Consider the following 13,927-nt stretch of genomic DNA (forward strand, 5'->3'; position numbering starts at 1 on the left):
GGCCCCACCGGCCAGGATCCCCGTTGATCTCGGGGGAGCCGGGATTATGGCGGACCTCTCAGGGGCGGCCTCCCCGGGGTCAACGCCGTAGGGGCGGGCGAGGGAGACTCCGGACGAGCCCTAGCCGCGAACCGGGTCAGGGTGCAGCGGTCCGCCGGGCGCCCACGGGCGGGGAGAGCCGATGGTGTGCGCCCCTCAGGGCAAGGGGCCCTCAGCCCAAGCCGAACACCAGCATCGCCGCCGCCAGGAACACGGTGAACCGCATCAGGGCCGCCACCCGGCGCAGCTGGAACGCGGCGCGGCTGGGCTCGACCGCCTCGGGATTGCGGAAGCGCCACTTGGTCAGCTCCCAGGTCAGGCGCGGATAGACCGCCTGGGCCGCGTTGAACAGTGCCAGCAGCGCGAGCAGCACCATGAGCACCGTCGTCAGGGCCGCGAACCCCTCAGGCACGGTCACCTCCCTCACGGCCGGGGACGGCGGGCGGTCGCCTCACCGGTCGCCCAGGATCCAGCTCCGCCCCTCCGCCGCCAGCTTCTCGATGAGGGTGGCGGCGTCGTGCTCCTTGGCGAACAGGTGCTCCGGACGGGTGATCGGGACGATCCACAGCCACCGCACGGGGTCGCCGTGGAAGGTCAGCCCCGAGGCGTCCGGGGGCGGCGGCCCGCCGCCCGCCAGCGGCGAGGGGGCGGCCACCAGCAGNCACCAGCAGCACCGCCGAGCGGTCCCCGCGCATCTTGCGGTCCTCCTGGCCGTCCAGCCACTTGACGCTGTGCCCCGGACCGAACCAGGTCACCGCCCGCCACGGGAACGCCCCGATCCACCGGAAGATGCGCGCCGCCACGTGTGCCGACATCGTCGTGGCCAGCGCCAGCTCGACGCGCGCGTACTCGGAGGTGTCGGCCATGTACCGGTCCAGCGTCGGCATCCGCTGCCCGCACATGCCCACCGTGCTCAGCACCGTGTACGGGCGCTCCTCGGTCGGCGGCCGCTCGGTCACCCGCAGCAGCGGCGCGTGCCCGTCGGACACGTCCCAGTAGTGCCCCGGCGGCCCCACCGTGCGGCTCAGGTGGTTGAACACCGTCCGCTGCACCGACCGCCAGGCGTTGGGCGCGTCCCGCCAGTTCCAGTAGGCCTCGGCGTGCACCACCCGCGGCCACAGCTGCGCCCGGACCGGGTCGAGCGCCCAGGCGTAGGGGCTGCGCCCGATGGCCTCGCGCGCGTACCCCGGGATGCCGCTGTCGGCCTCGGCCCACCCGGGCACCACCGCCAGCAGGCTGTCCCCGTCCGGTCCCGACTCCAGCAGGGCCACCCCGTCGCCCTCCTCGAACCACACCGCGCGCAGCGCCCCGGGCGCGAACGGCGCCCTGCCCTGCGGGTGGCGCGTGTGCGCGGCGGGCATCAGCGGCGCCTCACCCCGGTACAGCCCCGACGGGTCGCCGGTGTCCGGGGCCACGTCGTGGTTGGCCAGCCACACCGGCACCCGGATCCGCCCGCGGGCGTCCATGAGGTAGGCGGCGGTGGTGCGGGAGTCGCATTCGACGACGATGCGGCGGCTGTGGTAAGGACTGTACTCGTCGAGCAGAACGCGGGCTCCGGCCACCTGAGCTCCCTTCCTCGCCGCCTGCGGCCGCCGGGGCGCCGCAGGCGCGCCGTGCCGCGCCCTTCCCGGCGCCGCATAGTATGAACCTAATGCCCCGACCGCCGATGCCGCACTAGGTGGGGACCAGAGCGTTATCGGTCCTGTAGCAACCCGTTGGCGGGCGGTCGCGCGGCCGCCGTTTCCACCCGTCCCACTGGATGCACATGCCTGCCGAGCTCACTTTCGCCGCACCGCGCCGGGCCAAGCCGCCCCGGCACCTCGCCGACCTCAGCCCGCAGGAGCGCAAGGACGCCGTCACCGAGCTCGGCGAGAAGCCGTTCCGGGCCAAGCAGCTGGCCCAGCACTACTTCGGCCGCCTGGAGTCCGACACCGCCGGGATGACCGACCTGCCGGCGGACGCGCGCGAGCGCCTGGGCGAGGCGCTGCTGCCCAAGCTGCTCACCCCGGTCAAGCACATCTCCTGCGACGGCGGCATGACCCGCAAGACCCTGTGGAAGGCCTTCGACGGGGTGATGTTCGAGTCGGTGCTGATGCGCTACCCCGACCGGGCGACCCTGTGCGTCTCCTCCCAGGCCGGGTGCGGAATGAACTGCCCGTTCTGCGCCACCGGCCAGCAGGGCCTGACCCGCAACCTGTCCACCGGCGAGATCGTCGACCAGGTCGTCTCCTGCGCCCGGGACCTGGAGCGCGGCAACGTCTCCGGCGGCCCCGGCCGCATCTCCAACATCGTCTTCATGGGCATGGGCGAGCCGCTGGCCAACTACAAGCGGGTGCTGGAGGCGGTGCGCCGCATCACCGACCCGGTCCCCGGCGGGCTGGGCATCTCCCAGCGCGGGGTGACGGTCTCCACGGTCGGCCTCGTCCCGGCGGTCGACAAGCTCATCTCCGAGCGCATGCAGGTGCGCCTGGCGATCTCGCTGCACGCCCCCGACGACGAGCTGCGCGACGAGCTGGTGCCGGTCAACACCCGCTGGAAGGTGGACGAGGTGCTGGACGCCGCCTGGCGCTACGCCGACACCACCGGCCGCCGTGTCTCGATCGAGTACGCGCTCATCCGCGACATCAACGATCAGGCCTGGCGCGCCGACCTGCTGGGGCGGCTGCTCAAGGGGAACCTGGCGCACGTCAACCTGATCCCGCTCAACCCGACCCCCGGCTCCAAGTGGACCGCCTCGCGTCCGGAGGACGAGCGCGAGTTCGTGCGCCGCCTGGAGTCGCACGGCGTCCCGGTCACCGTCCGCGACACCCGCGGCCAGGAGATCGACGGCGCCTGCGGACAGCTCGCCGCGCAGAACTGACCCCGCCCCCCCGGAGGCGCCCGTGGAGGTGCTCACGGCGCTGGCGGCGGGGGTCGTGGCGGCCCTGCTTCCGGTGCTCAACATCGAGGTGTACCTGGTCGGCGCCGCCGTGCTGGTGGGCGACACCGGCCTCGTCGCCATGGCGCTGGCCGCCGCGGTGGGGCAGACGGCGGGCAAGCTGGCCCACTATGGGGCGGCGCGCGGGGCGCTGGACATCCCGTGGCTCAAACGCCGGACCGAGCGCCCCAAGCGCGCCTGGGCCGGGCGGGTGGAGGGCTGGCGCCGCAAGGCCGAGGAGCGCCCCTGGTGGGCCGCGGGCCTGCTGGCCGCGTCGTCCCTGGTGAGCGTGCCGCCGTTGATGGTGGTGTGCGTGTTCGCGGGGACGGTGCGCATGCGCGTCGACGTGTTCTGCGCGGTGACCGCCTCCACGCGCTTCGTGCGCTTCCTCGTGGTGGTCTTCGCGCCGGGCGCGCTGACGTGGGTCTACGGGCTGTGGCCGGGCTGAGCGGCGGGGAGCCGCCGGGCGCGGGTCAGCGGGTGCCCCAGGCGTAGGTCTGCTTGCGCAGCTTCAGGTAGAGGAAGCTCTCGGTGCCCACCACGTCCGGCACCGCCCGGATCGCGCCGAGGATGCCGAGCAGCCGCTCGTCGTCCTCGGCCACCACCTCCACCAGCAGGTCGAAGGAGCCCGCGGTGATGACCACGTACTCGCACCCGTCGAGCCCGGCGACCTCGTCGGCCACCCGGTTCAGGTCGCCGTTGCAGCGCACCCCGATCATCGCCTGGCGGCTGAAGCCCAGCATCATCGGGTCGGTCACCCCGACGACCTGCACCACCCCGGTCTCCAGGAGCCGCTGCACCCGCTGGCGCACGGCCGCCTCGGACAGCCCCACCGCCTTGCCGATCGCGGCGTAGGAGCGGCGGCCGTCCTCCTGGAGCTGCTCGATGATGCGCTTGGCCGTCTCGTCCAGCACGGGCGCCGCGTGGTTGCGCCGGGCCCCCGGCGCGCTGTCCTCGTGCTCGGTCACATGGTCCTCCGCTGGCGTGAACGTCGGTGGCCGCGCGCTGCCGCACGGGAATCGGTGGGGAGCCGCCCGATGGGCGACGGAATCCAAAGTAGTGCATGGGTGGCCGCCCTCTGGCCCACGCCCCGCCCGGAGACGGCCCTCAGGGCGCCTCGCCGGGGAGGCGGTCGCGCACCGAGTCCAGCGACAACAGTGCCACGTGCAGCGACAGGCAGGTCTCGACCGAGTCCAGGTCGGTGCCGAGCACCCGGGCGATGCGGCGCAGCCGCTCGTAGAAGGCGGGCCGGGACAGGTGGGCCGAGGTGGCGGCAAGCGCCTTGTTGCGCCCCGCCTCCAGGTAGTGCCGCAGCATCTCGGTCAGGTCGCTGCCGTGCCGGGCGTCGTAGGCCAGCAGCGGCCCCAGCTCCCGCTCCACGTAGGTCTGGAGCCGCTCGTCGTCGCGGAACAGGTGGAGCAGGCCGCGCAGGTGCAGGTCGGGCAGGCGGTACAGCGGCCGCCGCTCGGGCCGGTGCAGGGCGACGTCGCCCACCTGCCGGGCCTCCAGGAAGGACCGGCGCACCTCCCGGATGTCGTCGGTGTGCGATCCGGCGGCCAGTACCGGCCCGGTGCCGACCAGCTCCCGCACCCGCTCGGCCAGCCGCTGCAGGCGCGGCTCGGGGTCCTGCCCCTGGGGGAGGGCCAGCAGGATGCCCACGCGCACGTCGTCGAGCGACCCGACCAGGGCGGGCAGCCGAACCTCGCGGCACGCGCGCGCGGTGGCCTCGGCGGTGTCGGACAGCCGGGCCTGTGCGGCCAGGCCGGTCCCGCCCTCGGGGAGGCGCAGCACCAGCCCGCTGAGCGAGCGCCCGTCGAGGGGGACGCCGACGGCCCGCGCGCGCACCAGCGCCTCCTGCGGGTCGGAGTAGGAGCGGTCGACGATGCCCGCGATGATCGTGCGGTGCGTCTGGCGCTCCAGGCTCTCCTGGTGCCGCTCCAGCAGACGCCCCAGGGCGAGCGTGGTCGCGGCGCGCTCCAGCAGCATGGACTGGCGGGGCGAGGGGGAGGCCCCGCAGATCAGCACCAGGCGGCCCCAGTCCTGCCCGCGCGCGCCGACCATGGTCACCAGCCACCCCATGGTGGTGTCGTGGACGGTGCGCCCGCCGCCGCGGACCGTGCGCGAGCGCCCCTCCCAGGACGCCAGGACGGCTTCGGGCTGCTCTCCGGCGAGCTCGCACAGGAGCACCTGGTGGTTGAGGTTCTCCAGCACCACGGGGCACTCGGACAGGCGCGCGACCTCGCGCAGTACGTGCTCGGGCCGGGCGCCCTCCACGGACAGCCGGGTGAAGACCTCGTGCAGCCGCTCGGACTCGCGCAGCTCGTCCAGCTGCTCGTTGACCACCCGCACGTGCACCGCCTCGGTGATCTCGACGAAGCGGGTCTCGCGGTCCAGCGCGATGACGGGGATGCGGGCCTCGCGGGCGGCCTCCAGGAGCGCGCGCGGCAGCTCCGACTCCGCGCCGTACTTGCGGCCCAGCTCCACGGCGATGCCGCTCACCCCGACCGACGCCAGGTCCTCGACGTAGCGGCGCAGCGCCCCGGGGGCGTCGGGCATCGCGATGCCGGTGGTGAGCACCAGCTCGCCGCCGCGCAGCAGGTGCGCCAGGTCGGTCACCTCGGCGATGTGCACCCAGCGCACGGTCACCCCGAGCAGGTCCTCGCCCACCACCACGCGGGGGCGGGCGCGCTCGACGACGGGGATGCGCAGGACTTCGGCGAGTGTGGGAAGCACACCGGCGAGTCTACGGGGCTGGGCCTGCGGTGTGTAAGTGGTGTCGCGTCCCGACTTTACAGAGTGACAGGCGCGGTGCCGGAAACCGGCTGACGGACTGTCAGATCCGCGCCCCCGGAACCGACAGTGTGGCGCTGGCCGCACGGCCGGGCGGGGGTGAGACTGAGGTCATGTCGGAACTGTACGAACGCCACCGCGCCGTGATGCCCTCGTGGCTCGCCCTCTACTACGACGACCCCATGGAGATCACCTCCGGCAAGGGGAACCGTGTCACCGACGCCGAGGGGAACACCTACCTCGACTTCTTCGCGGGGATCCTCACCAACATGCTCGGCTACGACGTGGCCGAGGTGCGTGAGGCCGTCGAACGGCAGATCGCCCGCGGAGTGGTGCACACCTCCACCCTGTACCTGATCCGCGGCCAGGTCGAACTGGCCGAGAAGATCGCGCGGCTGTCCGGGATCCCCGACGCCAAGGTCTTCTTCACCAACTCGGGTACCGAGGCCAACGAGACCGCGCTGCTCCTGGCGACCTACGCGCGCGGCACCGACCAGGTCCTGGCCATGCGCAACAGCTACCACGGCCGCTCGTTCGGCGCCGTGGCGGTCACCGGCAACACGGCGTGGAAGAACTCCTCGCTGTCCCCGCTCAACGTGCACTACCTGCACGGCACCGACCGCGACCACCCGGCGTTCCGCGGCATGGACGACGCGGCCTACACCGAGGCCTGTGTGGCGGACCTGCGCGAGGTTCTGGCCACCGCCGTGGCCGCCGGGGGCCCAGCCGCCCTGATCGCCGAGCCGGTGCAGGGCGTCGGCGGGTTCTCCATGGCGCCCGACGGGCTGCTCGCCGCCTACAAGGAGGTCCTCGACGAGTACGGTGCGCTCTTCATCTCCGACGAGGTGCAGACCGGGTGGGGCCGCACCGGCTCCTCCTTCTGGGGCATCGGGAACCACGGCGTCGTGCCCGACGCCCTGACCTTCGCCAAGGGCCTGGGCAACGGCTTCGCGGTCGGCGGCGTCGTGGCGCGCGGCGACCTGATGGACGCGCTGCCCGCCAACGGGCTGTCCACCTTCGGCGGCAACCCGGTGTCGATGGCCGCGGCCAACGCCACCCTCGACTACGTCCTCGACCACGACCTGCAGGCCAACGCCGACCGGCTGGGGCGGGTCGTGCTGGGCGGCCTGACCGCGCTGGCCGACCTGCCCACCGTGGGCGGGGTGCGCGGCAAGGGGCTGATGTTCGCCGTCGACATGGTCGACCCGGAGACGGGGGCGCCCGCTCCGGCGCTGGCCGCCCGGGTGCTGGAGGAGGCCCGCCGGCGGGGGCTGCTCATCGGCAAGGGCGGCCTGCGCGGCAACGTGCTGCGGATGGCCCCGCCGCTCACCCTCACCGAGGACGAGGCGCACGAGGGCCGGGACACCCTGGTCGACGCGGTCCGCGCGGTGGACGCCGCCGCCCGTGGCTGACCCGGGCCGGGCCGCGGCCCGCACAGAACCACCTGGCAACGTGGAATCGGAAGGACGCAGATGAGCAAGCACGTCACCCACTGGATCGGCGGTCGGCCCGCCGCGGGCGAGGCGCGCCGCAGGGGGGACATCTACAACCCGGCCACCGGGAAGGTCGCGGGCACCGTGGACTTCGCCGGGCGGGAGGAGGTGGGCGCGGCCGTGGCCGCGGCCAAGGACGCCTTCCCCGGCTGGCGGGACACCCCGCTGTCCAAGCGCGTCGCGGTGCTCTTCCGCTTCCGCGAGCTGCTCAAGGACAACGCCGACGAGCTGGCCCGGCTGATCAGCTCCGAGCACGGCAAGGTCGTCTCCGACGCCGCCGGGGAGGTCCAGCGCGGCCTGGAGGTCGTGGAGTTCGCGTGCGGCATCCCGCACCTGCTCAAGGGCGGCTACTCGGAGAACGTGTCCACCGGGGTGGACGCCTACTCCATCCTGCAGCCGCTGGGCGTGGTCGCGGGCGTCTCGCCGTTCAACTTCCCGGCCATGGTGCCGATGTGGATGTTCCCGGTGGCCATCGCCTGCGGCAACACCTTCGTCCTCAAGCCCAGCGAGAAGGACCCCTCCGCGTCGGTGCGCATCGCCGAGCTGTGGGCCGAGGCCGGGCTGCCCGACGGGGTGTTCAACGTCGTGCACGGCGACAAGGAGGCCGTCGACGGCCTGCTGGAGCACGACGACGTCAAGGCCGTGAGCTTCGTCGGCTCCACGCCCATCGCGCAGTACATCTACGAGGGCGCCGCGCGTTCGGGCAAGCGGGTGCAGGCGCTGGGCGGGGCGAAGAACCACATGGTGGTGCTGCCCGACGCCGACCTGGACCTGGCCGCCGACGCGGCGGTCTCGGCGGGCTTCGGGTCGGCGGGGGAGCGGTGCATGGCCATTTCGGCCGTGGTCGCCATCGACACCATCGCCGACGACCTGCTGGAGCGCATCCGCGCCCGCGTGGAGCCGCTGAGGGTGGGACCGGGCGACGACGACCGCAGCGAGATGGGGCCGCTCGTCACGCGCGCGCACCGGGACAAGGTCGCCTCGTACCTGGAGTCGGGGGTGCGCGAGGGGGCGTCGTTGCCCATCGACGGGCGCGTGCACCCGGTCCTCGGCGGCGGCGGGGACGGGTTTTGGCTGGGCCCCTCGCTCCTGGACCACGTCACCCCGGAGATGTCCTGCTACACCGACGAGATCTTCGGACCGGTGCTCAGCATGCTGCGCGTGCCCTCGTACGAGAGCGCGCTGGAGCTGATCAACGCCAACCCCTACGGCAACGGCACCGCCATCTTCACCAACGACGGCGGCGCGGCCCGGCGCTTCCAGAACGAGGTGGAGGTGGGCATGGTCGGCATCAATGTGCCGATCCCGGTGCCCATGGCCTACTACTCCTTCGGCGGGTGGAAGAAGTCGCTGTTCGGCGACTCGCACGCGCACGGTATGGAGGGCGTGCACTTCTACACCCGCACCAAGGCCGTCACCTCCCGGTGGCTCGACCCCTCGCACGGCGGGGTGAACCTGGGCTTCCCGACCAGCGGGTGACGCAGGGCCACGGCCACCGGCGTCCGCGTACACCGGCACACGGCTCCGGACCGCGTCCCCGCACTGCCCCCGGGGATGCGGTCCGGCTCTTTTTCAAGGTTCCCTGGCGGAATCGCCCTACCCAAGGTCGGGCGGTCGCTACAGGGAGTATCGTGGGGCAAGGTTCGCCTCACCCGGCGGCGCATGCCGCCGCTGAGGCGCGACCGCGGACCACACCGGGAGATGCGCTCATTTCCCCTCCTCCCCCCACGGAAAGCGAGCGCGTCGGGTGCTCCGGGGCCGGTCTCCCCCTGGCCCCGGAGCACCCACCTACCCCGTCCGTCCCGGTCCGTCCCGTCGACCCTCTTCCGGCGCGCACCCGGCCTTGACGACCCTGGCCCGGCGCGGCGCTCACAGCGTGTTCGGACGGTGTTCCCGGGAACCGTGTCCCCCGGGGACGGCGCTCCCTCTTCTTCCGTGCGGGTGGCCCCTCAGCGGGCCGCGAGTTCGGGTTCCCCCGCGTGCGCGTCGTGCGCCGCGGCGATGCCCGCGCACTCGGCGCAGCCGTAGACCTCGCTGCCGTCGGGCAGTGCGCCCAACGCGCGGCGTGGTCGCGGCCAGCGGGCGTGGCAGATGGCGCAGGCGTCCCCCATGCACTGCGCGGTGCTCAGCAGTTCCGGCTCGAACGTGTAGATGTCGGTTGTGTCGGCAGCGGCCCCCAGTCGGGGCACAATGCTCAGACCGCTCAACGTCCCATCTCCCCCCGTGGTTTAGGACAGTCTGGCGGACCTATAGAGATCGGCTCTTATTGAACCAGAAACGGTCTGCGACCGGAATGGCTCAGGCCGTTTTCTGTGACTCTAAGCCCATGAAGCTTAACTCTTGGTAGTCGAATCGGGAAGACTTGGCCAAGCCTTCCGGGTGAATATTTCCGTTTGTCCGATTTTTACGGGGTGGAGTCCGCCTCTCTGGGCACCACCGTGAACCGGCGCAGCCGCAGCGCAGGGTTCTTCTCCCGGACCTCGGCCACCCGCTCGGGGTCGATACGGCCGACCGCTACCCCCGTCTGCTCACCCATTGCGACGATCCGTGTCCCCATCGGGTCGACGATCGCGCTGTTGCCCGCCCCCGTCGGCGCGTTCTGCCCCGCCGCCGCGACGTACAGGGTGTTCTCGATCGCGCGGGCGCGCAGCAGCGTCGTCCAGTGGTCCTCCTTCAGCGGGCCCGGAACCCACTCGGCGGCCAGCAGCAGGGCCTGGGCCCCCGCGTCCGCGATCCGCCGCGTCACCTCCGGGAAGCGCAGGTCGTAGCAGGTCTGCAGGCCGAAGACGACGCCGTCGCAGGTGAAGGTCTCCGGCTCGGCGATCGGGCCGGGCGCGACCACGTCCGACTCGCGGGCGCCGAACGCGTCGTACAGGTGGAGCTTGCGGTAGCGCGCCACGACGGCGCCGTCCGGGCCGAAGGCGGCCAGGGTGTTGGAGAACCGGCCGGGCGCCGACGGCAGGGCCTCGTTCAGCCCGGCCACCACGTGGACGCGGTGCTCGGCGGCGAGCCCGGCGATCCCCGACGGGAAGGGGCCGTCCATCGGCTCGGCGGACTCCACGAACCGGTGGTCGGTGCGCGGTGCGGTGAACATGGCGTACTCGGGCAGCAGCACCACCCGCGCCCCGCGCGCCACGGCCTCCCCGACCAGCGCGCGCGCCGTGTCCAGGTTGCGCCGCTTGTCCTCGCCGGGCGCGAACTGCCCGATGGCCACATCCACCATGCCGCCTCCTCAGGAACCGGGGACCCTCGCGCCCCCTTTCTACCGCGAAGGGCCCGCACCCCCGCGGACGGGGGAGCGGGCCCTTCGGGCACAGGCGGGGGGGGGGGGGGGGGGGGGGGGGGGNGGCCTCCTCGATGATGGACAGGCCCTCATCGAGCAGGTCGTCGCCGATCACCAGCGGGGGCAGCATCCGGATGACGTTGCCGTAGGTCCCGGCGGTCAGCAGCACCAGGCCCTGCTGGTGGCAGTAGGAGACCACCTTGCCCAGCGCCTCGCCGTTGGGCGTCGTGTCGTCCGGCCCCTGGACCAGCTCGATCGCGACCATCGCGCCGCGGCCGCGCACGTCGCCGATGATGCCGTGCTCGTCGGCCAGCGCGCGCAGCCGGGAGAGCATCCGCTCGCCGATCGCCTCGGCGCGCTCGGCCAGCCCGTCGGACTCGATGGCCTCGATCGAGGCCAGGGCGGCCGCGCAGGCGGCCGGGTTGCCGCCGTAGGTGCCGCCCAGGCCGCCGCCGTGCACGGCGTCCATCAGGTCGGCCCGCCCGGTCACCGCGGCCAGCGGCAGGCCGCCGGCGATGCCCTTGGCGGTGGTGATCAGGTCCGGGACGATGCCCTCGTGCTCGCAGGCGAACATCCGTCCGGTGCGGGCGAAGCCGGTCTGCACCTCGTCGGCGACGAACACGATGCCGTTGTCGCGGCAGAAGTCGGCCAGCGCCGGGAGGAAGCCCTCGCCCGGGACGATGAACCCGCCCTCGCCCTGGATCGGCTCGATCAGCACGGCGGCCACGTTCTCCGCGCCGACCTGCTTGGTGATCTGGTCGATGGCCTGGGCGGCGGCCTCGCGCCCGCACTCCTGCGGGCCCGTGGGCCAGCGGAACGGGTAGGCCATCGGGATCCGGTACACCTCGCCCGCGAACGGGCCGAACCCGTGCTTGTAGGGCATGTTCTTGGCGGTCAGCGCCATGGTGAGGTTGGTGCGCCCGTGGTAGGCGTGGTCGAACACCACGACGGCCTGGCGGCCGGTCGCGCTGCGGGCGATCTTGACCGCGTTCTCCACCGCCTCGGCGCCGCTGTTGAGCAGCACCGACCGCTTCTCGTGGTCGCCGGGGGTGAGCCGGTTGAGGGCCTCGGCGACCTCCACGTACCCCTCGTAGGGGTTGACCATGAAGCAGGTGTGGGTGAAGCGCGAGAGCTGCTCGCCCGCGCGCTCGGCGACCCGCGGGTCGGCGTTGCCGACGTTGGTGACGGCGATGCCGGAACCGAAGTCGATCAGGGAGTTGCCGTCGATGTCCTCGACGATGCCCCCGCCCGCGCGCTGGACGTAGACCGGCAGGACGCTCCCGACGCCCTGGGCGACCGCCTTCTTCCGGCGCTCCTGGAGCGCCTGGGATTTGGGGCCGGGGATCTCGGTGACGATCCGCCGGGCCTGGGCGACCTCGGTGCTGGCCATGGGTGCCGTCCTCCCTCTCTGCTCGGCGGCGCGCCCCCGCGCGCCGGACGGTCGGGCGCCGGTCGGCGGGACCGGCGCGACGCCCCGACCCTACGGCCGCGCCGTGGGCCCGCTCCTCTCCCATCCGGATAAAATCGCGGCACCTGGTTGGCCATTCTGGAGAGACTTCGGAGAGGGGACGCCGTGCCTCCCACACTGGGCGCCGTCCTGCGCACCCCCCGCCTGGGCCTGCGGCTGCGCGCCGGCGGCCCCGACGCCGAGGCGCGGGCGGTGCGCTGGGTCGCCATCAGCGAGCTCACCGACCCCACCCCCTACCTGGAGGGCGGGGAACTGGTGCTGACCACCGGCATCCGGTGGCCCGAGGGCGGGGGCGGCGCGGCCGCGCTGGCCGCCTACACCCGGCGGCTGGCCGACAGCGGTGCCGCCGGGCTGGGGTTCGGCAGCGGGGTGGCGCACGAGCGGGTGCCCCCGGCGCTGGTGGAGGCGGCCGAGGAGGCCGGGCTGCCGCTGATCGAGGTGCCCCGGCCGACCCCGTTCATCGCGGTGGGCAAGGAGGTCTCCCGCCAGCTCGCCCAGGAGGAGTACGAGGGGCTGACGCGGGCCTTCGCGGCGCAGCGCAGGCTCACCCAGGCGGCGCTGCGCGGGGACCGCGCCGTCGTGGAGCGGCTGGGGGCGGAGCTGGAGAAGGGGGCGTCACCGGCCCGCGCCGGACGTGCGGCGGGCGGGGAGCCGTCCCGCTGGTGGGTGCTGCTGCTCGACCCGGACGGGCGCGCGCGGCACGCGGCCCCGGAGGCCGCCGCGGCGCGTGCGGGAGACCTGGAGGAGGAGGTGGCCCGGCTGCGCGCGGCCCGCCGCCCCTCGGGCGCGTCGGTCTCGTCCAAGGGCGAGAGCATCTCGCTCCAGCCGCTGGGGGTGGGCGGGCGTGTGCGCGGCTTCCTGGCGGTGGGGGCCTCGCACGGGCTCGGCGCCGATGAGCGCACGCTGGTGAGCGGTGCGGCGTCGCTGATGTCGTTGGAACTGGAGCACCGCGCCCCCGAGGAGGGGGAGCTGGCCGCCGGGCTGCTGGAGGCGCTGCTCGACGGAGAGCTGGACCTGGCGGAAGGCCGCGCGGAGCGCCTGCGCAAGGCGCTGCCCGAGCCGCCGGTGGCGGTGGCGGTGGCCCAGACGGTGCCTCCGGGGGACGGCGAGGGCCTCGCCCTGCCGCACCTTCGCACACCGCGCGGATGCCTGGCGGCGCGGATCGGGGACAGGGCCGTGCTGGTCGGCCCGGAGTCGGCGGCCCCGGGGGAGGCGCTGGCCGAGGCGGTGCGGGGGAGCGTCGGCGTCAGCCGCCCATCGGACCTGGAGGGCCTCCCGGCGGCCCGCGCCGAGGCGGAGCGCGCATTGGAGGCGGCGGTAGCCGAGGGCAGGGGGGTGGTCCGGGCGTCCGAGCTGCCGGGAGGCTTCCTCGGCCTGCTCGGCGGCCGGGCGGGAAGGCGCATGGCGGGGGAGGTACTGGCACCGCTGTTGGAGCAGCGGTCGGCAGAGGACCTGACCGCGTCCCTGCGCGGGTACCTGGCCGCTTCGGGGAAGTGGGACTCCGCGGCGGAGCGGCTGGGGATCCACCGCCACACACTGCGGTACCGGATCAACCGCATCCGGAAACTCCTCCCGGGAGACCTGTCGGACCCGGACTACAGGACCGAACTGTGGATCGCCCTGCGTCTCCTGGAGGACGAGGCCGGGGAGAGGCGACACCGCCGGGAGGACGGCGGCGACGGAGCGCGGTAGGCCGCCGGGGCCGTGACGGCGGGGCGGTCTCCCCGGTCCTGCCGTCCGCCCGCCCGGCTTTTCGCGGTCCGGGAAGAAGAACGACGACCGAGATCGGCACCCGGTCACGTCCGCTGGAGTGGTGTCGTCTCCGTCCGGCCGGGTCGGCGGGGCGTCGCGGCCGTGGGGCGGCCCGCCTCGGAGTCGGTGCCGTGACCGGCGCCCCCGGCCGTCGGCGGGCGGCCGAAGACCGACCGACCAGGGCG

Annotated in this window: 10 protein-coding genes and 2 pseudogenes; 5 read left to right on the forward strand and 7 right to left on the reverse strand. The window is 73.7% G+C overall.

The window, feature by feature from the left end:
- Positions 1–211: 211 nt before the first annotated feature.
- Together D476_RS0127390 and D476_RS34760 are read right to left on the reverse strand one after the other, a co-directional pair.
- On the reverse strand, positions 212–451 hold the full coding sequence (locus D476_RS0127390) for a hypothetical protein (protein ID WP_017627085.1): 240 nt from the start codon (positions 449–451) through the stop codon (positions 212–214).
- Positions 452–490: 39 nt separating this feature from the next.
- Positions 491–1,601: pseudogene (locus D476_RS34760) on the reverse strand (suppressor of fused domain protein).
- Between the two features lie 203 nt (positions 1,602–1,804).
- On the opposite strand from D476_RS34760, the gene rlmN reads away from it, so the two are divergent.
- Both rlmN and D476_RS0127405 read left to right on the forward strand, forming a co-directional pair.
- Positions 1,805–2,899 (forward strand): 23S rRNA (adenine(2503)-C(2))-methyltransferase RlmN, encoded by a 1,095-nt coding sequence (gene rlmN, locus D476_RS0127400; protein ID WP_017627086.1) that lies wholly within the window; start codon positions 1,805–1,807, stop codon positions 2,897–2,899.
- Positions 2,900–2,921: 22 nt separating this feature from the next.
- Entirely contained in the window at positions 2,922–3,404 is a 483-nt protein-coding gene (locus tag D476_RS0127405) for a VTT domain-containing protein (RefSeq protein WP_017627087.1), read from the forward strand.
- Between the two features lie 25 nt (positions 3,405–3,429).
- Here the strand turns inward: D476_RS0127405 and D476_RS0127410 are convergent, their stop codons facing one another.
- Positions 3,430–3,924, reverse strand: a complete 495-nt coding sequence (locus D476_RS0127410; protein ID WP_017627088.1) for an Lrp/AsnC family transcriptional regulator — start codon at positions 3,922–3,924, stop codon at positions 3,430–3,432.
- A gap of 139 nt (positions 3,925–4,063) precedes the next feature.
- Positions 4,064–5,689 (reverse strand): PucR family transcriptional regulator, encoded by a 1,626-nt coding sequence (locus D476_RS0127415; RefSeq protein WP_017627089.1) that lies wholly within the window; start codon positions 5,687–5,689, stop codon positions 4,064–4,066.
- A 170-nt stretch (positions 5,690–5,859) separates the two neighbouring features.
- On the opposite strand from D476_RS0127415, the gene D476_RS0127420 reads away from it, so the two are divergent.
- Complete coding sequence (locus D476_RS0127420; RefSeq protein WP_020380508.1) at positions 5,860–7,158, forward strand: aspartate aminotransferase family protein; 1,299 nt, start codon at positions 5,860–5,862, stop codon at positions 7,156–7,158.
- Positions 7,159–7,218: 60 nt separating this feature from the next.
- Complete coding sequence (locus D476_RS0127425) at positions 7,219–8,718, forward strand: CoA-acylating methylmalonate-semialdehyde dehydrogenase (protein ID WP_017627091.1); 1,500 nt, start codon at positions 7,219–7,221, stop codon at positions 8,716–8,718.
- A gap of 470 nt (positions 8,719–9,188) precedes the next feature.
- Here the strand turns inward: D476_RS0127425 and D476_RS0127430 are convergent, their stop codons facing one another.
- The 3 genes and pseudogenes from D476_RS0127430 to gabT form a co-directional block, all read right to left on the reverse strand.
- Positions 9,189–9,428 carry a hypothetical protein gene (locus D476_RS0127430; RefSeq protein WP_017627092.1) on the reverse strand — a complete coding sequence of 80 codons (240 nt, stop codon included), beginning with the start codon at positions 9,426–9,428 and terminating at the stop codon, positions 9,189–9,191.
- A gap of 215 nt (positions 9,429–9,643) precedes the next feature.
- On the reverse strand, positions 9,644–10,462 hold the full coding sequence (locus tag D476_RS0127435) for a carbon-nitrogen hydrolase family protein (protein WP_017627093.1): 819 nt from the start codon (positions 10,460–10,462) through the stop codon (positions 9,644–9,646).
- Positions 10,463–10,586: 124 nt separating this feature from the next.
- Positions 10,587–11,912: pseudogene (gabT, locus tag D476_RS36785) on the reverse strand (4-aminobutyrate--2-oxoglutarate transaminase); the annotation flags it as partial.
- A gap of 183 nt (positions 11,913–12,095) precedes the next feature.
- Here gabT and D476_RS34765 point away from each other — a divergent pair.
- On the forward strand, positions 12,096–13,682 hold the full coding sequence (locus tag D476_RS34765) for a PucR family transcriptional regulator (protein ID WP_017627097.1): 1,587 nt from the start codon (positions 12,096–12,098) through the stop codon (positions 13,680–13,682).
- The last annotated feature ends 245 nt before the right edge of the window (positions 13,683–13,927 follow it).

Source organism: Nocardiopsis chromatogenes YIM 90109 (genome assembly GCF_000341185.1).
Classification (GTDB): domain Bacteria; phylum Actinomycetota; class Actinomycetes; order Streptosporangiales; family Streptosporangiaceae; genus Nocardiopsis_A; species Nocardiopsis_A chromatogenes.